Source organism: Mesorhizobium sp. P171375 (assembly GCF_057786075.1).
The window spans coordinates 4,845,536-4,863,981 of record NZ_JBYNWF010000001.1; the positions used below are offsets into that span (position 1 = coordinate 4,845,536).

At 62.5% G+C, this 18,446-nt stretch carries 21 protein-coding genes and 1 pseudogene; 15 read left to right on the forward strand and 7 right to left on the reverse strand.

Annotated features, from left to right (window positions below; translation table 11 throughout):
• Window positions 1-67 precede the first annotated feature (67 nt).
• The 6 genes from ACYHH6_RS23570 (at window position 68) to aat (ending at window position 5,414) form a co-directional block, all read left to right on the forward strand.
• Window positions 68-1,480 (forward strand): M48 family metalloprotease, encoded by a 1,413-nt coding sequence (locus ACYHH6_RS23570; protein ID WP_488500476.1) that lies wholly within the window; start codon window positions 68-70, stop codon window positions 1,478-1,480.
• A 57-nt stretch (window positions 1,481-1,537) separates the two neighbouring features.
• Window positions 1,538-2,341: a DsbA family protein gene (locus tag ACYHH6_RS23575; RefSeq protein ID WP_112564339.1), complete on the forward strand. Its 804-nt coding sequence runs from the start codon at window positions 1,538-1,540 to the stop codon at window positions 2,339-2,341.
• Window positions 2,342-2,492: 151 nt separating this feature from the next.
• The gene (gene aroQ, locus ACYHH6_RS23580) at window positions 2,493-2,927 is read left to right on the forward strand and encodes a type II 3-dehydroquinate dehydratase (RefSeq protein WP_352585947.1); all 435 of its coding nucleotides are present in this window, start codon (window positions 2,493-2,495) and stop codon (window positions 2,925-2,927) included.
• Between the two features lie 26 nt (window positions 2,928-2,953).
• Window positions 2,954-3,415, forward strand: coding sequence for an acetyl-CoA carboxylase biotin carboxyl carrier protein (gene accB, locus ACYHH6_RS23585; RefSeq protein ID WP_352585946.1), 462 nt, complete (start codon window positions 2,954-2,956; stop codon window positions 3,413-3,415).
• Between the two features lie 10 nt (window positions 3,416-3,425).
• Window positions 3,426-4,769: an acetyl-CoA carboxylase biotin carboxylase subunit gene (accC, locus tag ACYHH6_RS23590; RefSeq protein WP_112564333.1), complete on the forward strand. Its 1,344-nt coding sequence runs from the start codon at window positions 3,426-3,428 to the stop codon at window positions 4,767-4,769.
• 27 nt (window positions 4,770-4,796) lie between these two features.
• Window positions 4,797-5,414, forward strand: a complete 618-nt coding sequence (gene aat, locus ACYHH6_RS23595) for a leucyl/phenylalanyl-tRNA--protein transferase (protein WP_352585945.1) — start codon at window positions 4,797-4,799, stop codon at window positions 5,412-5,414.
• Window positions 5,415-5,453: 39 nt separating this feature from the next.
• On the opposite strand, the gene ACYHH6_RS23600 is transcribed toward aat, so the two are convergent.
• The 3 genes from ACYHH6_RS23600 to ACYHH6_RS23610 form a co-directional block, all read right to left on the reverse strand.
• Entirely contained in the window at window positions 5,454-5,846 is a 393-nt protein-coding gene (locus ACYHH6_RS23600) for a hypothetical protein (RefSeq protein ID WP_352585944.1), read from the reverse strand.
• A 76-nt stretch (window positions 5,847-5,922) separates the two neighbouring features.
• A complete protein-coding gene (locus ACYHH6_RS23605; RefSeq protein WP_352585943.1) occupies window positions 5,923-6,474 on the reverse strand; it encodes a DUF2155 domain-containing protein in 552 nt (183 codons plus the stop codon).
• 115 nt (window positions 6,475-6,589) lie between these two features.
• Window positions 6,590-6,988, reverse strand: coding sequence for an NADH:ubiquinone oxidoreductase subunit NDUFA12 (locus ACYHH6_RS23610; protein WP_192251611.1), 399 nt, complete (start codon window positions 6,986-6,988; stop codon window positions 6,590-6,592).
• A gap of 226 nt (window positions 6,989-7,214) precedes the next feature.
• Between ACYHH6_RS23610 and panB the strand changes: the two genes are divergently transcribed.
• The 3 genes from panB (at window position 7,215) to ACYHH6_RS23625 (ending at window position 10,273) form a co-directional block, all read left to right on the forward strand.
• On the forward strand, window positions 7,215-8,045 hold the full coding sequence (gene panB, locus ACYHH6_RS23615; protein WP_352585942.1) for a 3-methyl-2-oxobutanoate hydroxymethyltransferase: 831 nt from the start codon (window positions 7,215-7,217) through the stop codon (window positions 8,043-8,045).
• Window positions 8,042-8,899 carry a pantoate--beta-alanine ligase gene (gene panC / locus ACYHH6_RS23620; protein WP_352585941.1) on the forward strand — a complete coding sequence of 286 codons (858 nt, stop codon included), beginning with the start codon at window positions 8,042-8,044 and terminating at the stop codon, window positions 8,897-8,899. The genes panB and panC overlap by 4 nt, the downstream gene beginning before the upstream one ends.
• Window positions 8,900-9,112: 213 nt before the next feature.
• Window positions 9,113-10,273 (forward strand): helix-turn-helix transcriptional regulator, encoded by a 1,161-nt coding sequence (locus tag ACYHH6_RS23625; protein WP_352585940.1) that lies wholly within the window; start codon window positions 9,113-9,115, stop codon window positions 10,271-10,273.
• 17 nt (window positions 10,274-10,290) lie between these two features.
• Here ACYHH6_RS23625 and ACYHH6_RS23630 read toward each other — a convergent pair whose 3' ends face one another.
• Together ACYHH6_RS23630 and gatB are read right to left on the reverse strand one after the other, a co-directional pair.
• A complete protein-coding gene (locus ACYHH6_RS23630) occupies window positions 10,291-10,779 on the reverse strand; it encodes a GNAT family N-acetyltransferase (RefSeq protein ID WP_352585939.1) in 489 nt (162 codons plus the stop codon).
• Window positions 10,780-10,783: 4 nt separating this feature from the next.
• A complete protein-coding gene (gene gatB / locus ACYHH6_RS23635) occupies window positions 10,784-12,283 on the reverse strand; it encodes an Asp-tRNA(Asn)/Glu-tRNA(Gln) amidotransferase subunit GatB (RefSeq protein WP_352585938.1) in 1,500 nt (499 codons plus the stop codon).
• Window positions 12,284-12,496: 213 nt separating this feature from the next.
• On the opposite strand from gatB, the pseudogene ACYHH6_RS23640 reads away from it, so the two are divergent.
• Window positions 12,497-12,628 (forward strand): annotated as a pseudogene (locus tag ACYHH6_RS23640) (YjhX family toxin); the annotation flags it as partial.
• A 48-nt stretch (window positions 12,629-12,676) separates the two neighbouring features.
• Here the strand turns inward: ACYHH6_RS23640 and ACYHH6_RS23645 are convergent.
• Entirely contained in the window at window positions 12,677-13,108 is a 432-nt protein-coding gene (locus tag ACYHH6_RS23645; protein WP_112564313.1) for a CBS domain-containing protein, read from the reverse strand.
• A gap of 112 nt (window positions 13,109-13,220) precedes the next feature.
• Window positions 13,221-13,988: a rhomboid family intramembrane serine protease gene (locus tag ACYHH6_RS23650; protein ID WP_352585937.1), complete on the reverse strand. Its 768-nt coding sequence runs from the start codon at window positions 13,986-13,988 to the stop codon at window positions 13,221-13,223.
• Window positions 13,989-14,260: 272 nt separating this feature from the next.
• Here ACYHH6_RS23650 and ACYHH6_RS23655 point away from each other — a divergent pair, with 272 nt between their 5' ends.
• From ACYHH6_RS23655 to ACYHH6_RS23675, 5 genes are all read left to right on the forward strand, one after another.
• On the forward strand, window positions 14,261-15,343 hold the full coding sequence (locus ACYHH6_RS23655; RefSeq protein ID WP_352585936.1) for a WD40/YVTN/BNR-like repeat-containing protein: 1,083 nt from the start codon (window positions 14,261-14,263) through the stop codon (window positions 15,341-15,343).
• A gap of 5 nt (window positions 15,344-15,348) precedes the next feature.
• Window positions 15,349-15,642 carry a MoaD/ThiS family protein gene (locus tag ACYHH6_RS23660; protein ID WP_352585935.1) on the forward strand — a complete coding sequence of 98 codons (294 nt, stop codon included), beginning with the start codon at window positions 15,349-15,351 and terminating at the stop codon, window positions 15,640-15,642.
• A gap of 475 nt (window positions 15,643-16,117) precedes the next feature.
• Window positions 16,118-16,756 (forward strand): PAS domain-containing protein, encoded by a 639-nt coding sequence (locus ACYHH6_RS23665; protein ID WP_352585934.1) that lies wholly within the window; start codon window positions 16,118-16,120, stop codon window positions 16,754-16,756.
• A 168-nt stretch (window positions 16,757-16,924) separates the two neighbouring features.
• The gene (locus ACYHH6_RS23670) at window positions 16,925-17,542 is read left to right on the forward strand and encodes a PilZ domain-containing protein (protein WP_112564302.1); all 618 of its coding nucleotides are present in this window, start codon (window positions 16,925-16,927) and stop codon (window positions 17,540-17,542) included.
• A gap of 295 nt (window positions 17,543-17,837) precedes the next feature.
• Window positions 17,838-18,446: a transglutaminase-like cysteine peptidase gene (locus ACYHH6_RS23675; protein ID WP_352585933.1), complete on the forward strand. Its 609-nt coding sequence runs from the start codon at window positions 17,838-17,840 to the stop codon at window positions 18,444-18,446.

Consider the following 18,446-nt stretch of genomic DNA (forward strand, 5'->3'; position numbering starts at 1 on the left):
CACAAGTTAGCCTAGTTTCGGTGCCGACTCTTTTCATCGTTCGCCCGCTCGTTTACCAGTGGACCTCATGCTGAGCCGACCCAAATCGACGATTTCAAAATATTCCATCGGGAAGACAGCGCGCGGCTTCGCGACGCTTTTGCTTGCCGCCACTGTTGCGATCTCCGGCACGGTGACAGCATTCGCGCAGGCGGTGCCGGTGGTGCGCGATGCCGAGATCGAGGCGCTGGTGCGCGACTATGCGCGGCCGATCTTCAAGGCGGCTGGTCTCGCCAATGACGGCGTCGATATCGTCCTGGTCAACGATCAGAGTTTTAACGCCTTCGTCACCGGGCGCCGGCTGTTCATCAACACCGGCGCGCTTATGCAAGCCGAAACGCCCAATGAGATCATCGGCGTCATCGCCCACGAAGCCGGCCACATCGCCGGCGGCCATCAGCAGAAATTGCGCGACCAGCTCGAGCGCGCCAAGACGATGGCCATCATCGCTACGCTGCTTGGCGCCGGCGCCATCGTTGCCGGCGCCACCACCAACAGCCGCGGCCTTGCCGGTGCCGGCATGGGTGTCGCCGCCGGCGGCGGCGAGATGGCGCAGCGCAGCATTCTTGCCTACCAGCGCACCGAAGAGTCGACCGCCGACCGCTCGGCCATCACCTATCTCAATGCCACCGGCCAGTCCGGCATGGGCATGCTGAAGACCTTCGCTCGCTTCCAGAACGCGCTGTCTCTGTCCGGCACGCAGGTCGATCCCTACCGGATCAGCCATCCCATGCCGCAGGAGCGCATCGCCAATCTCGAAGTGCTGGTCAAGCAAAGCCCCAATGTCGACAAGGTCGATCCGCCCGCGCTGCAGCAGCGGCACGACATGATGCGCATCAAGATCGCCGCCTATATGGGCGGCCAGGCCGCCGCGACGCGGCTGATGCGCAAGGCCCCGGGCAGCCTCCCATCGCGCTATGGCGAGGCGCAGATGGCCTATCTCTACGGGAATCTGGGTGCGGCACTGACCAAGACCAACGCCTTGATCAAGGAACAGCCGAAGAACCCCTATTTCCAGGAATTGCGCGGCGACATCCTGATGAAGGCCAACAAGCCGAAGGACGCGGCGGATGCCTATGCCAAGGCGGTCAGCCTCGATCCGGTGAAGTCGGGCCTGTTGCCCGTGTCCCTCGGCCAGGCGCTGATGGCCATCGGCACGCCCAATTCACTGAAGAAGGCGGTGGTGCAGATCAACAACGGTCTCGGGCGCGACAAGGAAAACACCGCCGGGTACCGCTATCTGGCCCAGGCCTATGGCGAACTCGGCAACATCCCGGCCGCGGAGCTCGCCACCGCCGAGGGCCATTTCTATTCCGGCGACTACAGGAATGCGAAAATCTTTGCCATGCGCGCGCAAAAGGACTTGAAGCGCGGCGAGCCCGGCTGGATTCGCGCGCAGGACATCATAAACTACAACCCTTCAGGCAAACTCAAGAAATGAACCTTCCGGTCGCTCGCAGCGACTAAAATAGACCGGAACCGGTAAGAGGATCAGACGATGAACAAGGCAATATTGCTAGGCACGACGGGAGTGGCGGCCGCTCTTGCCATGCTGGCTTTCGGGTTCGTCGCCGGCAGTCCGCAGGTGGCTAAGGCCGATACGGCGCAGATCGTGCAGGTAGCGTCCTCGGACACCAAGATCGACCGCGCCGAGGTCGAGGGCATCATCCGCGACTATCTGTTGAAGAACCCGGAAGTGCTCCTCGAAGTGCAGGACGCGCTGGAGGCCAAGCAGAAGGAAGAGCAGCGCATTGCCGCACTGGGCGTCATCAAGAACGCCAAGGATGAGATCTTCAACTCGACCTTCGACGGCGTCGTCGGCAATCCGAAGGGCAAAGTCACCATCGTCGAGTTCTACGATTACAATTGCGGCTTCTGCAAACGCGCCATCGAGGACATGCGGGCACTGACCAAGTCCGATCCGGACCTGCGCTTCGTGCTCAAGGAATTCCCGATCCTCGGCCCGGATTCGCAAAAGGCCAGCGTCGTCTCGATGGCCTTCCACTTGATGAAGCCGGAAAAGTATGGCGAGTTCCACAATGCGCTGCTCGGCGGCCAGGGCCGCGCCACAGAGGCTGCGGCCATCAAGGTGGCGCTGTCGCTCGGCGCCGATGAGGCGGAGTTGCGCGAGAAGATGAAGGACCCGACCATCACCGAGGCTTTCTCCAAGACCTTCGACCTCGCCAACAAGCTGGCCATCACCGGAACGCCGTCCTACGTGGTCGGCAACGAGGTGGTGTTCGGTGCGCTTGGCCAGGAAGTGCTGGCCGAAAAGATCGCGGCGGCGAAAGCCGCCCTCTGATCTTGCGCGCGAGCCTATCTCTCACGGGCAAATTTCGGCCTGTTGTGGACAGTGAAAGATCGCACTTGCGCTCTTTCCGCAGGCGACTATGCCCATTATAGAAGGCCCTGCGCGCCGGCTTGAGGCAGGTGCTGGGAAAAGGTCGGCATTTTTGAAAACGATTTTCGTCCTGAACGGTCCCAACCTGAACGCGCTCGGCAAGCGCGAGCCCGGCATCTATGGCGGCAAGACGCTTGCCGCGATCGCCGACGACTGCAAGCAGGCAGGCGCCGCACTTGGCCTCGAGATCGATTTTCGCCAGTCGAACCATGAGGGCGACCTCGTCGACTGGATCCAGGAGGCCGGCGACAAGGCTGCCGGCATCGTCATCAATCCGGGTGCCTACAGCCACACCTCGGTCGCCATTCACGACGCCATCCGCGCTATCGCGCCGCTGCCCGTCGCCGAAGTTCACCTCTCCAACATCCACGCGCGGGAACCATTCCGCCACGTCTCCATGGTCGCGCCGGTCGCTGTCGGCATGATCTGCGGGTTCGGGCCGCTTGGCTACTCGCTGGCGCTGCAGGCGCTGGCGGCACGCCTATGACCGGCCCACAAACAGAAGGCTCGAAAATGTCGATAAAGAAGACCGGTGTTGACCAGCAACTGATCCGCGATCTGGCGGGCATACTGAACGACACCAATCTGACCGAGATCGAGGTCGAGCTCGGCGACCTGAAGGTGCGCGTATCGCGCCAGGCGCCGGCGGCCGTCCACGCCATTGCAGCACCTCAAGCAGGCTATGCGCCGGCAGCGCAGCCCGCGGCGAGCGCTGCTGCACCCGCGGCAGCCGATCCGTCCAAGAACGCAGTCCCCTCGCCGATGGTCGGCACCGCCTATCTCGCCCCCTCGCCCGACGCCAAGGCCTTCATCGAGATCGGCCAGAAGGTCAAGGAAGGCCAGACGCTGCTGATCATCGAGGCGATGAAGACAATGAACCAGATCCCGTCGCCCCGCGCCGGCATGGTGACGGCGATCCTGTTCGAGGACGGCCAGCCGGTCGAATACGGCATGCCGCTCGTCGTGATCGAGTAGAGCGGGCCGGATGTTCCAGAAGATCCTCATCGCCAATCGCGGCGAAATCGCGCTTCGGGTGCTGCGCGCCTGCAAGGAACTCGGTATCCAGACCGTGGTGGTGCATTCGACCGCCGATGCGGACGCCATGCATGTCAGGCTTGCCGACGAGAGCGTGTGCATCGGCCCGCCGCCGTCGCGCGACAGCTATCTCAACATCCACCAGATCGTCGCCGCCTGCGAGATCACCGGCGCCGACGCCGTGCATCCGGGCTATGGCTTCCTGTCGGAGAACGCCAAGTTCGCCGACATCCTGGCCGCCCACAACATCACCTTCATCGGCCCGTCCGGCGACCATATCCGCATCATGGGCGACAAGATCGAGGCCAAGCGCACCGCAAAACGTCTCGGCATTCCGGTGGTGCCCGGTTCGGACGGCGCCGTAACCGATCAGAAGGAAGCCAAGCGCATTGCCGCCGAGATCGGCTATCCCGTGATCATCAAGGCGTCGGCGGGCGGTGGTGGGCGCGGCATGAAAGTCGCTCTTACCGAGGCCGACCTTGAGATCGCCTTGCAGACAGCCTCCACGGAGGCGGGTGCGGCCTTCGGCGACGATGCCGTCTACATCGAAAAATACCTGCAAAAGCCGCGCCACATCGAGGTGCAGGTGTTCGGCGACGGCGCCGGCCGCGGCGTGCATTTCGGCGAGCGCGACTGTTCGCTGCAGCGCCGCCACCAGAAGGTCTGGGAAGAGGCGCCCTCGCCGGCCCTCAATGCCGAGGAGCGCGCCCGCATCGGCGGTATCTGCGCCAAGGCCATCGCCGACCTCGGCTATTCCGGCGCCGGCACCATCGAATTTCTCTACGAGAATGGCGAGTTCTACTTCATCGAGATGAACACCCGCCTGCAGGTCGAGCATCCGGTGACGGAAGCCATCACCGGCATCGATCTCGTCCACGAGCAGATCCGCGTCGCCTCCGGCGGCGGGCTTTCGGTTCGCCAGGAGGACATCAAGTTCAACGGCCACGCCATCGAATGCCGCATCAATGCCGAGGATCCGCGCACCTTCACGCCCTCGCCCGGCACGATCACGCATTTCCACACGCCTGGCGGCCTCGGCATCCGCGTCGATTCCGGTGTCTATTCCGGCTACAAGATCCCGCCCTATTACGACAGCCTGATCGGCAAGCTGATCGTGCATGGACGCAACCGCGTCGAATGCATGATGCGGCTGCGCCGGGCGCTCGACGAGTTCGTCGTCGACGGCATCAAGACGACGCTGCCGCTGTTTCGCGACCTTGTCGGCAATGCCGACATCGCCAATGGCGACTACGACATCCACTGGCTGGAAAAGTATCTGGCCAAAGAGGAATAGCGCCCAAATTGCCGCTATGATGCCGCAATGACCCGCCCCTACGCGCCCGGCTATCGCATTCCGACCGACCTTTTGCTCAAGGCCTATGCCTCGGGCGTCTTTCCGATGGCCGAGAGCGCTTCGGCCCCTGAGGTGTTCTGGGTGCGGCCGGAGACACGCGGCATCATTCCGCTCGACGGTTTCCACACGCCGAAGAGCTTGAAGAAGACGATCCGCAAGCACCCGTTCGACATCCGCTTCGACTTCGATTTCGAGGCGACGATTGACGGCTGCGCCGAAAAGCGCGAGGAGCGCCGCTCGACCTGGATCAACGCGCCAATCCGCGAAGCCTATATCGAGCTACACCGTCTCGGGCATTGCCATTCGGTCGAAGCATGGCGCGAAGAACGGCTGGTTGGCGGCCTCTATGGCGTGTCGCTGGGACGGGTGTTCTTCGGCGAAAGCATGTTCGCCAGGGAGACCGATGCGTCCAAGACCTGCCTTTATTATCTCGTCGAGCGGTTGAAGGCACGCGGCTTCGCGCTGCTCGACACGCAGTTCACCACCGAACACCTCAAGCGTTTCGGCGCGGTCGACGTGCCGCGTGGCAAATACGAGAAGATGCTGGCCGACGCGCTGAAGGGCGAAGCCGTTTTCTATCCCTGACCGGGAGACCGGACGTGCCCGGCCCACTCATCGACGGCTTTAGTGATCAGCTTTCGCCGCGGTCTCCATCGGTGTCTGCGAGTGGAACATCATCTTCCAGCCGTTGACGCGGTGGACATAGCCGGTGCTGACAAGCGCGGCGTAGGGCTCGCCGTTTTCCCGTGTCGCATGCGCCTCATAAGTCAGCATGATAATGTCGCTGCCGGGCTCGATGATGCCCTTGAGGTCGATCTGCAGATCGCGCCAGCGGTTGGGCTTGGTCGCGGTCTTGGCGAGGTCGGCATTGTCCATCGCCTTCGCCATCTCAGGAAATGCCACCAGGCATTCTGTGTCGGCGTTGGCCGCGTAATAGGCCGAGTCGCCCGTCCAGAAACCCTTTTCGAGCTCGAGCAGGTCTTTCTTGCTGGCCGTAATCCGCTTGCTGTCTGACATCGCAAAATCCTCCAAGCGCATAAATGCGCGGTCGTTCATGGCCAAACGCGTGGTGGCCATGACGGTTCCGGAGGGATCAGTTGGTGTCGGTCGCGTCAGGCTCCGCGGGATCTGGCTGTTCCACAGCCGGAGCAGCGGCGGGCTTCGGCTTGGAGGTATCGACTTTGGGCGTCTCGGCCTTGGCGGCGTCCGGCGGCGGCACGTCCGACTTCTGCTTGCAGCCCTTCAGCCAGACGTCATAGACGGCGTGCTCGACGGCGTTGAGGCCGGGGCTTTCGGCGAACATCCAGCCGGTGAAGATACGGCGGATCTTGCGGTCCAGCGTGATCTCGTCGACCTCGACGAAGGAATCGGTCTTCGGTTCCTCGTTCTCCGGCCGCGAATAGCAGATGCGCGGCGTCACCTGCAAAGCGCCGAACTGCACCGTTTCGTCGATATAGACATCGAAGGTGATGATGCGGCCGGTGATCTTGTCGATGCCGGCGAATTCGGCGACCGGGTTGGTGATGCGTTCCGAGATTGCCGGCGCCGCGGCGGGCTCCTGGGCTGCCGCAAACGCTGTCGGGCACATGGCAACAGCGGCAACTGCCGTCAGTCCGGCCATCGATGTCAGGCTGAAAATGTTCATGCTGATATACCGGTGGTTTGGGCCTGGGCGATTCTGTCACGCCCAAGGCTATTCGCCGTTGTCATACCGACAAGCAGCTAAACGCCAATTGTGGCGACAAAAGACCGGCCTGTGGTCAAGAACCAGGCGTCCACGCATCATAGTCGCCCGTCACCTGCGGACGGTGCTGATTGGTGAGCACGGAACCCTTCGGGCGATAGGCGGCCGGCGTTCCTGTTAGATTCGGCTCATGCGCCTTTTCCCATTCGCGCGGGCGATAGTCGTCGCTCGGCGGCGCGACATCGACGCGATGATGGATCCAGCCGTGCCAGCCCGGGGGGATCGCCGAGGCTTCCGAATAGTTGGCGTAGATGACCCAGCGGCGGGTGCGGCCTTCCGAATCGACGCCGCCCTCATAGTAGACATTGCCGGTTGCATCCTGGCCGACCTTGGTGCCGTGGCGCCAGGTGTGGAAACGCGTTCCCAGCGTCTGGCTGTTCCACCAGGTGAAAAACTGCGTAAGGAAGGTTTTCATCAAAAATCCTCGCGGCGCGCGCGGCGGTGCCTGCTTCCCTGCTTATGGCGTCAGGTCATCGCGAAGGCAAGGGTTTTGCGGCGGCTGCGGCACTGACGGCATGGGAAAGCCTCTGCTGTCTGCTGATCATTTCGCACCTGCGAACAGCACGCTTGCCAAGCAGGCTGCGTCTTCCTAAAGCTCTCATCGCCCGGCGCTGGTCAACGCTGGCCGCGGGAGGTGAGGAATGGCCACAGCTGTCGTCAGGATCAGCGCGGAGACTATACGCGCCCGCAAGGGCGGCGTGCCGATCGTCTGTCTGACCGCCTATACTTATCCCGTCGCCCGCCTGCTCGACGACCATGTCGACCTTCTCCTGGTCGGCGACAGCGTTGCCATGGTGCTGCATGGCCACAAGACCACGCTCGGCGCGTCGCTGGAGATGATGATCGCCCATGGCCAGGCGGTGATGCGCGGCTCGGCAAAGGCCTGCGTGGTGGTCGACATGCCGGCCGGCAGCTATGAAACGTCAGTCGCGCAAGCCGTTGCCTCGGCGCGCCGCATCGTTGAGGAAACCGGCTGCCAGGCGGTGAAGCTGGAAGGCGGCGTTGACGTGGCCGGTCAGATCGCGGCCATCGTCGCGTCCGGCATTCCGGTGATGGGCCATATCGGCCTGCAGCCGCAATCGGTGGAAAAGGAAGGCGGCTACAAGATCAAGGGCCGCACGCCGGAGAATGTCGCTGCCCTCATGCGCGACGCCGATGCGGTCGAAAAGGCCGGCGCGTTTTCGCTGGTTATCGAAGGTACCGTCGAGACTGTTGCCGCCGACCTGACCCGGCGCATCGCCATTCCGACCATCGGCATCGGCGCCAGCAGCGATTGCGACGGCCAGATCCTGGTCATCGACGACATGATCGGCCTGACCGTCGACCGGGTGCCGAAATTCGTCAAGGAATATGCCGATTTGCGCAGCGTGGTCGCCGATGCCGCCGCGCGCTATGCGGCAGAGGTGCGCAGTCGCACCTTTCCCGGACCAGGCCATGTCTTTTCAGCCAAAACGGGCAAGGATAACGCATGAACCAGCCTGTCGTTGTCGACACTGTGCTTGCCCTTCGCGCTGCAATCCGCGACTGGCGGCGCGACGGCCTCAGCGTCGCCATGGTGCCGACCATGGGCGCGCTGCATGACGGCCATATCTCGCTGGTCAGGGCCGCGCTTTCGACGACCGATCGCTGCATCGTCTCGATTTTCGTCAATCCGGCCCAGTTCGCCCCCAGCGAAGACCTCGACAAATATCCGCGCCAGCTGGCCCGCGACCTCGACCGGCTGACGCATGCCGGTGCGCATCTGGCCTTCACGCCGACGGTTTCCGAGATGTATCCGGAGGGTTTCGCCACGAAGATTTCGGTCGGCGGCCCGTCTTCGGGCCTGGAATCGGATTTCAGGCCGACCTTCTTCGAGGGCGTCGCCACCGTCGTGGCCAAGCTGTTTCTGCAAGCCCTACCCGACCGCGCCATCTTCGGCGAAAAGGACTACCAGCAGCTTTGCGTCGTCCGAAAACTCTGCCGCGATCTCGACCTGCCAGTGGACATTGTCGGCGCTCCGACCGTGCGCGACGCGCACGGCCTCGCGATGTCGTCGCGCAATGCCTATCTCAGCGCCGCCGAACTCGGTGTCGCACGCCAGCTCAACATCATCCTGCGCCAGGCGGCGGCAGCGCTTGCAGCGGGCACCGACGAAAGCAGCGTGACCGCCAAAGCCGCCGCCGCGCTTCTCGAGGCAGGCTTCGACCGCGTCGACTATGTTGCCGCGTGCGAGAGCCTGACCCTTGCCCCCTGGCGGCGTGACAGCAACGGCCGCCTTCTCGCTGCGGCCTGGCTTGGCAGGACCAGGCTGATCGACAATGTGGAAGTTTCCTCATTTATTCCCTGAAAAAACTTCAATTGCGTTCAATTTGATTTGTATCGCAAGGTCGTGTAAGCGCGCCTATAGCGGCCACTTACGTTGGATTTGTTTAATTTTTTGACGCGGCCTCAGCCCCCAAGCCGTTGTGATCCGCTTCACAGACGCTGTGAAGTCTATGTGAGACCTCAAGCAACATCACTGTGGAGCATGACACGATAGTGCGGCAGCAAACGAGGCACCATGAATTATCACGTCAACAGCATTGGCAGCGCATTGCCGAGGATCGTCGAGGCCATCTACGATTCGGTTGCCGATGTCGGCCGCTGGCAATCGACGCTTGAGTCAATCTGCAGGCTGGCAGTCGGCCGGCTTGCCATGCTGGCGGTCGTCGACACATCAAGCAATTCGGCGCGGTTTTCGATATGTTGCGGCGATCCCGCCCTGCTCGAGCCGCTGCAGCGCGACTACGCCTCCGAAGTGCCGTTCTTCAAGGCGCTGCCGAAGATGGATATCGATATGCCGTTCACCGTCGATAGCGTCTATGCGCTGCAAGGCCCCGACGCGCGCCAGAACTGGATCGAAAGCCGCATCGTGCGCGAGTGGGTGGAACCCAACCGTCTCGACGATTTCTTCTGGGTGGCGCTGATGAAGCAGCCGGCACGCACCGGCACGATGATGGTGGTGACCGACAAGGACAGGCCGCAGATTTCGGCCAGGGATCTCAACCTGATTTCGACGCTCGCACCTCACGTCCGGCGCGCAGTGACCATCGGCGACCTGTTCGAGGCCGAGCGGCGCAAGGCTGACATCTTCCGCTCGATCATCGAGAGCCTCGACCATCCGGTGCTGATCGTGGCCGACGACATGCAGATCATCTTCGCCAACCCGGCAGCGGAAGCGTTGCTCACGGAGAACACCTCGGTGTCCACGGTGCGCGGCCAGCTCGCCTTCGCCTACGCCAATGCCAACACCGCGATCGGCCGTGCCGTGCAGCTCGGCACCCGCAACGAATTCGCGCTCGGACCGTCAGGCATCAACATTCCCCTGGTCCGGTCCATGGCTCCGGCGGTGGCGCATGTCATGCCGCTGGCGCGACGCGACATTTCGGCCCGCATGTCGCAACGCGCCGCCGCCGCCATCTTCATCGCCGCCGCCGGCGCAGCACCCGTGCCGGCGCTGGAAGCGATCGCAGCGCTGTTCGGATTGACCGCGGCGGAAAAGCGCGTTGCCGGCCATGTCTTCGCTGGCCGGACACGGCGTGAAATCGCGGCTGCCAGCGGCGTCTCGGACGGCACCATCAAATCACAGCTGGCGACGATCTTCGACAAGACCGCCACCGGCGACCAGCGCGAGCTCCAACTCCTGATGCGCGAATTGACGCCGCCGCTGCGCTCGGCCTGACACGCGCCGTCAGCTATCTATCCCAGTGGCTTCTCAAAGATCAGCGCTGGCAATCCTGAGCCACCGCCGCAATCGGCAGTGCTGCCGGCTAGCACAAACCCTTTCGCCCGATAAAAGGCAATGGCCGGCTTGTTGGCCTCTTCCACCTCGACGCGCAAGGTGGTTGCCTCGGGAAAGCTGACCTCGACCTCGCCCAGCAAGGCCTGGCCGATGCCTTGCCGCTGGCAGGCGGGCAGGACATAGAGCTGGTTCAACAGCACGATCTTCGCATCCGTCGTAGCGGCGGCGAAAGCCATGCCGCCGATGCGCTTGCCGTCGTCGGCGATCAGGAATTCTGAATTCGGCCTTATCAGCCGCGCCTTGAGCGAGGCGATTGAATGCCAGTCGTCGGTGATCTCTCTCACCCGCTCAGTGCCGTAGATAGCGTCGTAGGTCGCATGCCAGGTTTCGACCAGCAGCGCGCGGATGGCGGCAAGGTCGCGCTCGCTGGCGGTGCGGACGAACATGGCCCTATTCGATGCCGAGCTTGGCCTTGACCAGATCGTTGACCGCCTGCGGGTTGGCCTTGCCGCCGGTGGCCTTCATCACCTGGCCGACGAACCAGCCGGCCATGGTCGGCTTGGCGCGCGCCTGTTCGGCCTTGTCTGGGTTGGCGGCGATGACCTCGTCGACCGCCTTCTCGATGGCGCCGGTATCGGTGACCTGCTTCATGCCGCGGCTTTCGACCAGCTGGCGCGGATCACCGCCCTCGTTCCAGACGATCTCAAACAGATCCTTGGCGATCTTGCCGGAGATGGTGCCTTCCTTGATCAGGTCGATGACGGCACCGAGCTGCTCCGGTGTGACAGGAGCATTTTCAATATCTTTGCCGGCCTTGTTGAGCTGGCCGAGCAGATCGTTGATGACCCAGTTGGCGGCAAGCTTGCCGTCGCGGCCGCTGGCCACCTGCTCGAAATAATCGGCGATCGGCTTTTCCGACACCAGGATCGAGGCGTCGTAGGTCGATAGCCCGAGCGAAGAGACCAGCCGCGCCTTCTTGTCGTCGGGCAGTTCCGGCAGGTCTTTGGCCAGCGCATCGACATAGGCCTGGTCGAATTCCAGCGGCAAGAGATCGGGATCGGGGAAATAGCGGTAGTCATGCGCCTCTTCCTTCGAACGCATGGAGCGCGTCTCGCCCTTGACCGCATCGTACAGCCGCGTTTCCTGCTCGATCTTGCCGCCGTCCTCCAGGATCGCGATCTGGCGGCGCGCCTCATAGTCGATGGCCTGGCCGATGAAGCGGATCGAGTTCATGTTCTTGATCTCGCAGCGCGTTCCGAACTCGCCACCGGGCCGGCGTACCGAGACGTTGACGTCGGCGCGCATAGAGCCTTCGTCCATATTGCCGTCGCAGGTGCCGAGATAGCGCATGATGGTGCGCAACTTGGTGACATAGGCTTTGGCCTCGTCACCGGAGCGCAGGTCAGGCTTGGAGACGATCTCCATCAGCGCCACGCCCGAACGGTTGAGGTCGACATAGGACATGGTCGCATGCTGGTCGTGCATCGACTTACCGGCATCCTGCTCGAGGTGCAGCCGCTCTATGCCGACCTCGATATCCTCGAATTCGCCCTGGCGGTCGGGCCCTACAGAAACGATCACCGTGCCCTCGCCGACGATAGGCTGCTTGAACTGCGAGATCTGATAGCCCTGCGGCAGATCCGGATAGAAATAGTTCTTCCGGTCGAAAACCGACTTGTGGTTGATCTGCGCCTTCAGCCCGAGACCGGTGCGGATCGCCTGCTTGACGCATTCCTCGTTGATCACCGGCAGCATGCCCGGCATGGCCGCATCGACCAGGCTGACATTGCCGTTGGGGGCCGCACCGAAAGCGGTCGAAGCGCCAGAAAACAATTTTGCTTCCGAGATGACCTGCGCGTGCACTTCGAGACCAATGATGATTTCCCAATCGCCGGTGGCACCGGAGATCAGGCGCTTGGCGTCGGGCGTGCGGGTATCGATGAGGGTCATGGTGGCCTGCGTACCTAGAATTCTCGGATATGCATGAGACGCATATTTGGATGTGAAACTTCGCTAGTGCAAACCGCCAAAAGAGACAAGGCCAAAGCCGCAGTCTGGCCGTTTCCGCCACTTTCGCCTAGAGGACGCCCATCCCAATGGAGAGTGGATGTCCGCTTACGCTCAGTCCCGGTAAGGCCCTGACCTCGTAGCGAGACAGGGCACTATCCAGGCGTCGATCTCGATCTGTTTCGAAAACTGAGGCGAAGGAAGGCGGTTTCATCTTGCGATGGCGGCCCCTACCGCATCACAAGGCGCGGACTGCAACTCGTCCGCTCCGAACTAGACAACCGATAGAGTAAAATACCGCCGGCCGGTCTTCCGGTCGGCGGATTCTTCGTCGAGTCAAGCCGTTGCGATATAGGCCCGGATCTCTTCAGCCTCGCGCTCGACATCCTCGATGCGGCGCTTGACCACGTCGCCGATCGATACGATGCCGTCGAGCATCCCGTCCTTTTCCACCGGCAGATGGCGGAAGCGGCCTTTGGTCATAATCTCCATCACCTCGTTGACCGTGTGGTTCTCGTTGCAGATCTTCACTTTCGGCGTCATCGCCGAGCGCACCGCAATATCAAGTGCGGCAGCGCCTTCCTTGGCAACCACCCGCACGATGTCGCGCTCGGAAAGGATACCGACGATCTTGCGATCGCCATTGGTGATGACCAGTGCACCGATCTTGTGGTCGACCAGGATTCGAATGGCTTCGCTCAGCTTTTCATTCGGCCCGAGCGTGAACACGTCATGGCCTTTTTTCTCGAGAATTGCCTTAACCGTCATGGCGTCCTCCTCCTCCTGCTTGCCTAGCCAGCTCCCGCCCTGACCGGCTTCACATAAGAGTGAACATCGTGCGCCGTGATCGGTTCCTTTTCAAGTGCGCCAGTGGGGTGCGCTAGTCGGGAGTGCTCTGGTCCTCGGGGATTTCCCATTCAGGCGCCTGCCAGCGCCGGTCGAACCAGCGCAATCCGAAGAAACCGGCGACAAGCCCGCCAATATGCGCCTCCCAGGCGATCTGGCCGGGCTCGCCGAGCCCGAGACCATAGAGGCCGGTGACGAGATTGATGATCATCCAGGCGCCGAGAAAATTGACGACGCCGCGCATGCGCAGAACGATTGCGATCGGCAGCACGGGACCGGCAAAGGCAGCCCTGCCGGACGAGTGGTCGGTACGGAACCCGAAACGCGCAGCAGCACCCATCATGCCCGATATCGCTCCGGAAGCGCCGACCAGTGGCGCTTCGCCGTATGGATGGACGGCCCAGAACAGCACCACCGCGGCCAAGCCGGTGGCGGCGAAAAACAATGCGAACCAGAACCAGCCGAGACGGTTGGCCAGCGGCGAACCGAAGGCGGCCAGCGCAACCATGTTGATGGCAATGTGGGCAAGGCCGCCATGCATGAAGGCATAGGTGAAAGGACGGGTGAAGAGGAACCAGTCGAAGCCGTACTGGCCGGTGTAGAGGACGGGAATGAAGGCCCCGTCGGTGAGCAATGTTATCTGCTGGTCTTCGGTCAGCACATATTGCTGCAGCAGGAACACGGCGACGCAAATGCCGATCACCGCCAGCACCACCGGTGGCAGGTTGAACACCGGCTCGCGGCGCGGCGGCGGCGGCTCTTCGGTCTGTTCGGTCTCGGCCGGGCTTGTCGGATCGCTCATTCACTTGGGTCCAGGATTCGTTCCGCGAGCTTTAGAGCAAGGATGCTTCGGTTGAAACTGCCCTGCATCCTCTGACATCTCGCATGACGCTTTCCAGCCCGGCGTCAGGTGATGACAGCACAGATCGCGCTGTCCCCGATGCCAGAGCCAGGGAGGCGGCAGATCTTCTCACCTTGGCCTCGACGGGTTTAGACTGAAAAAAATCGTTGGTCCTGTCGGCTAGGCCCGCGCTCCGCCGTCCTTGGTGAAAGCGACGCAATCGGGAGGAGAAAATGCCAGAAAAAATCCTCGTGCTCATCGGCACGAAAAAAGGCGCCTTCATCGCCGAGAGCGATGGCAAGCGCGGGTCGTGGAAGCTGCGCGGTCCGTTCTGCGAGCACTGGCCGATGAACCATGTAGTCGGCGACCCCGAGACCGGCGCGATCTACGGCACCGGCGGCAACGAATGGTTCGGTCCGGCGGTCTGGAAGTCGGACGACCTTGGCCAGACCTGGACGCATTCCAGCGAGGGCTTGGCCTATGCGGCTGGCGAGGAACCGATCAAGGCGGTGTGGAGCCTCGCCAGGCGCAACGGCAGCCTCTATGCCGGCGTGCAGCCGGCCGGCCTGTTTCGCTCCGACGACGGCGGGGCCACCTGGAGCCACATCGAAGGCCTGCAGCATCACCCGAGCCGCAAGGACTGGAACCCAGGTGGCGCGGGCCTCATCCTCCATTCCATCGTGACGCACCCCGCAGACGAGGAGCAGATCTGGGTGGGCATCTCGTCCGCAGGCGTGTTCTACACCTGGGACGGCGGCAAGACGTGGGAGCCGCGCAACCGTGGCACCCGCGCCGACTTCCTGCCCGAAGGACAAAACTATCCAGAATTCGGCCAGTGCGTACACTGTCTGGTGATGGCGCCCGGCAAGCCCGACCGGCTCTACCAGCAGAACCATTGCGGCATGTACCGCTCCGACGATGGCGGCAAGAACTGGCAGAGCATCGAGAAGGGCCTTCCCTCGACCTTCGGTTTTCCCGCGGCCACGCATCCGCGCGACCCCGACACGCTCTTCCTTCTGCCGCTCAACGGCGACAGCGCCGGCCGTTACGTGCCGGACGCGAAGGCGGCGGTCTGGAAGACGGAGGATGCGGGAGCCACATGGCTCGACGAGCGCAAGGGTCTGCCGCAGGAGAACTGCTATGCGGGCGTGTTGCGGCAGGCTATGGCGACCGACAGCCTCGAGCCGGCCGGAGTCTATTTCGGCACCAGCGGCGGCTCGCTCTTTGCCAGTGCCAACGAAGGCGAAAACTGGTCGGAGATCGCTCAGCATCTGCCCACGATTCTGTCCGTCGAGACGATGGTGGTGGGCGAGTAGGGCAAATGTCGAACAACTCCGCCCGCAGTGTGCACCATGTCATCGCGCGGCTCCCGGGCGTGCTCATCGACCTGTTTCCTGGCGCGCCGCGCCGGGTCGAACTGCCGGCCTCGACTGTGAAGGAAATGATCGACGGGTTGGACGCGCTCTGGCCTGGCATGCGCGACCGGATGTGCGATTCCCGCCCTGCCATCCGCCGCCATATGAACGTTTTTGTCGATGGCGAGAAGGCAACCCTGGAAACCGGGCTCACGCCCGGCACCGAGGTTTTTATCCTAACGGCAATCAGCGGCGGTTAGGCCAGGGAACAGGTACCCCACCTTCCCGACCATATCCCTGGCCGCAAGCGAGGGAGAAGGGATCAGTTGGAGGGATCCAGCTGGTGGCGGCGCGTTCATCGCTCGCCGACTGCAGGAAGCTTGGCGTCGAGACCCTCGACCGTTTTCGAAGCGCGCGAATCACCGGGCGCGAATCAAAAAGAAGCCGTCCAAGGTTTCCCTTGAACGGCCGGTCGAGCCCCTGCTCCCCCTAAAACTCTTGACTGAAGTGCTGCCGATCGTCGCGAAACGACCGCTTCTGGAGTGGTTTTTCTGTGCCATGGCGGCCTCGCCCGCGCAACGTAAACCACTTGTTAACCTTAACGTCCCCGACCCGTGAACAAGTGTTAACGACGCTGGCACGCATCCTGCGAGGCACCGCATGTAGGTCATCGGAGAGCGCCCTTTCTGTTCACCGATGGGACACCAAAAGACAGATCGCGCGGAGCCGCATAGCATGAACCAGAACGGATCAATCACGCTGTTCCAATATTGGAACCGGCTGCGTGATAGGCGCCCTGCCCCGAAACGATCGGAAGTCGAACCCGCCGACATCAAGGCGCTTTTGGCCGATACATTCATCCTGGAAAGAGACACGCGCGGCGAAGCGGTGTTCCGGCTTGCCGGCACCAGGCTTTGCGCCGGCTATGGCCGCGAACTCAAGGGCTTTTCCTTCCCGTCGCTGTGGCGCGACAAGGACCAGCGGCTGGTGTCGCGGCTCATTCACGGCGTCTTCGAGCAGAAATCCGTGGTGCTCATCACCTATGAGGGGTTCAGCCGCAACGGCCGTTCGAACCGCTTCGAACTGCTTGCCCTGCCGCTCGACGGCGGTGTCGAGAACCCGCGCTGCCTCGGCGTCGTCAGCGCCGTCGAAAAGCCGTTCTGGCTGGGCGCAGACCCGATTACCGACGCCTTGATCGATGCCATCCGTGTCATCGATCCCGACAAGGAACCGATGTTCCTGAAAAACCGGCCGGAAATACCGGTTCCTTCACTGGCTCCTACCGAGCTCGACGCCCCGGAGACCATCTCGGCGCTCGGTCGGTCGCGACGCATCCGCCACCTCGTCGTGTTCGAGGGAGGGCGTGGTGAATAATGCACGTCGCCTGAATCCGTTCAAACACGACGCGCTTTAGGCTCAAATCCAGGCCCCGACCTTAAGTATCGGCAGCCCGCTTTTCCCCTTTGTTAACCTGATTTGCTGTAGCGTTTCGGCGTGAAGTTCCACGCACGACGCGGGAATCCCAACGGGGTGTAGGCAGTCATGAGGTCAGCGGCGGTCGAATATGCGCCGTCCCGCGCCGAAAGGCGTAACTTTCAGCGCGTCCGGGTCAAGATCTACGGACGCTTCATGCTGGAGGACCGCACCGAACACCCCTGCCAGGTTGTCGACATGTCGCCGGGCAATGTCGCGCTGCGCACCGACCGTGTCGGCATGCCGGGCGAAAAAGTCATTGCCTATATCGATCATATCGGCCGCATCGAGGGCGTAGTGACGCGCACCTCGCAGGACGGCTTTGCCATGACCGTCATTGCCTCGGACCGCAAGAAGGACAAGCTTGCCGCGCAGCTGACCTGGCTTGCCAACAAGCATGAGCTCGACCTGCCGGAAGATCGCCGCCACGAACGCGTGGCGCCGCGCAACCCGACCAGCGTGCTGCAGCTCACCGATGGGCGCCAGTATCAGTGCCGCATTATCGACCTGTCCCTGTCGGGCGCGGCGGTCGAGATCGACGTCAAGCCAGCGATCGGCATCCAGGTGATGCTTGGAACCATGCGCGGCCAGGTGGTGCGTCATTTCGAGGACGGCGTCGCCATAGAATTCGCTGTCATCCAGCGCCCGGAAACGCTCGATTCCGAGTTCAACGCCCCGCGCGCCTGAACGAACACGCAGCAAGAAAACGAACCGGCCCTTCGCGGCCGGTTTTTTGTTGCCCGACATCCCGCGTCGGCACGCAAGGATGCGGGACCGCCGCCAACGCCTGAAATCCACGCCTGCGGCCAGCGACCGCATTGCAAAAGCTCCGACTTTTGCGCCCGTGTCTGAACGATTTTATATTAAAATAGATCAAATTTTACGCTTATTCTATTGGGGTTTTACTCAATGTCTACTTCGGGTTTTTGCGTGAAATAAATCGACCCGTGTCATTGTCTCCTCAAACGGGGAGACTGACCAAATGGCGAAGACGTGGGGCAAGCTGTTGCTCTTGGCAATGGCGATGCAGCTTTCCGCTTGGGGAACGGCGCAAGCAGCGGGACCGGCCTACATGCACACTGGCGGTCGCACCACACAGCCGGTCGGTCACTACGAATTCTGTCAGAAGCTGCCGCAGGAATGCGCGCAGCGCACACCCAAGGAGGCGCCGGTCGAACTGACCCGCAAGCTGTGGTCGTCGATCGTCAGCATCAACAATTCGGTCAACATCCGGATCGTGCCGCGCACCGACATGGAAATGTGGGGCAAGGAAGAGGTCTGGTCCTACCCCGACAGCGGCTTCGGCGACTGCGAGGACTATGCGCTGGAGAAGCGCCGCGAGTTGATGGCGCTCGGCGTTCCGGCCGGCAATCTGCTGATGACCGTAGCGCGCCAGCCGAACGGCGACGGCCATGCGGTGCTGACCGTGCGCACCAGCCTCGGCGAGTTCATCCTCGACAATCTGGAGTCCAAGGTGCTGTCCTGGACTGACACCGACTACACCTATCTGAAGCGCCAGTCCGACACGAATTCCGGCGTCTGGGTAACGATCAATGACGGCCGCGCCGACGCGGTTGCCAGCGTCCGCTAG

What these genes read in the sequence shown, in the direction of transcription:
- ACYHH6_RS23570 (WP_488500476.1), top strand. Translation starts at nt 68, where the DNA reads ATGCTGAGCCGACCCAAATCGACGATTTCAAAATATTCCATCGGGAAG.
- ACYHH6_RS23575 (WP_112564339.1), top strand. Translation starts at nt 1,538, where the DNA reads ATGAACAAGGCAATATTGCTAGGCACGACGGGAGTGGCGGCCGCTCTT.
- accB (WP_352585946.1), top strand. Translation starts at nt 2,954, where the DNA reads ATGTCGATAAAGAAGACCGGTGTTGACCAGCAACTGATCCGCGATCTG.
- accC (WP_112564333.1), top strand. Translation starts at nt 3,426, where the DNA reads ATGTTCCAGAAGATCCTCATCGCCAATCGCGGCGAAATCGCGCTTCGG.
- aat (WP_352585945.1), top strand. Translation starts at nt 4,797, where the DNA reads ATGACCCGCCCCTACGCGCCCGGCTATCGCATTCCGACCGACCTTTTG.
- ACYHH6_RS23600 (WP_352585944.1), bottom strand. Translation starts at nt 5,846, where the DNA reads ATGTCAGACAGCAAGCGGATTACGGCCAGCAAGAAAGACCTGCTCGAG.
- ACYHH6_RS23605 (WP_352585943.1), bottom strand. Translation starts at nt 6,474, where the DNA reads ATGAACATTTTCAGCCTGACATCGATGGCCGGACTGACGGCAGTTGCC.
- ACYHH6_RS23610 (WP_192251611.1), bottom strand. Translation starts at nt 6,988, where the DNA reads ATGAAAACCTTCCTTACGCAGTTTTTCACCTGGTGGAACAGCCAGACG.
- panB (WP_352585942.1), top strand. Translation starts at nt 7,215, where the DNA reads ATGGCCACAGCTGTCGTCAGGATCAGCGCGGAGACTATACGCGCCCGC.
- panC (WP_352585941.1), top strand. Translation starts at nt 8,042, where the DNA reads ATGAACCAGCCTGTCGTTGTCGACACTGTGCTTGCCCTTCGCGCTGCA.
- ACYHH6_RS23625 (WP_352585940.1), top strand. Translation starts at nt 9,113, where the DNA reads ATGAATTATCACGTCAACAGCATTGGCAGCGCATTGCCGAGGATCGTC.
- ACYHH6_RS23630 (WP_352585939.1), bottom strand. Translation starts at nt 10,779, where the DNA reads ATGTTCGTCCGCACCGCCAGCGAGCGCGACCTTGCCGCCATCCGCGCG.
- gatB (WP_352585938.1), bottom strand. Translation starts at nt 12,283, where the DNA reads ATGACCCTCATCGATACCCGCACGCCCGACGCCAAGCGCCTGATCTCC.
- ACYHH6_RS23645 (WP_112564313.1), bottom strand. Translation starts at nt 13,108, where the DNA reads ATGACGGTTAAGGCAATTCTCGAGAAAAAAGGCCATGACGTGTTCACG.
- ACYHH6_RS23650 (WP_352585937.1), bottom strand. Translation starts at nt 13,988, where the DNA reads ATGAGCGATCCGACAAGCCCGGCCGAGACCGAACAGACCGAAGAGCCG.
- ACYHH6_RS23655 (WP_352585936.1), top strand. Translation starts at nt 14,261, where the DNA reads ATGCCAGAAAAAATCCTCGTGCTCATCGGCACGAAAAAAGGCGCCTTC.
- ACYHH6_RS23660 (WP_352585935.1), top strand. Translation starts at nt 15,349, where the DNA reads ATGTCGAACAACTCCGCCCGCAGTGTGCACCATGTCATCGCGCGGCTC.
- ACYHH6_RS23665 (WP_352585934.1), top strand. Translation starts at nt 16,118, where the DNA reads ATGAACCAGAACGGATCAATCACGCTGTTCCAATATTGGAACCGGCTG.
- ACYHH6_RS23670 (WP_112564302.1), top strand. Translation starts at nt 16,925, where the DNA reads ATGAGGTCAGCGGCGGTCGAATATGCGCCGTCCCGCGCCGAAAGGCGT.
- ACYHH6_RS23675 (WP_352585933.1), top strand. Translation starts at nt 17,838, where the DNA reads ATGGCGAAGACGTGGGGCAAGCTGTTGCTCTTGGCAATGGCGATGCAG.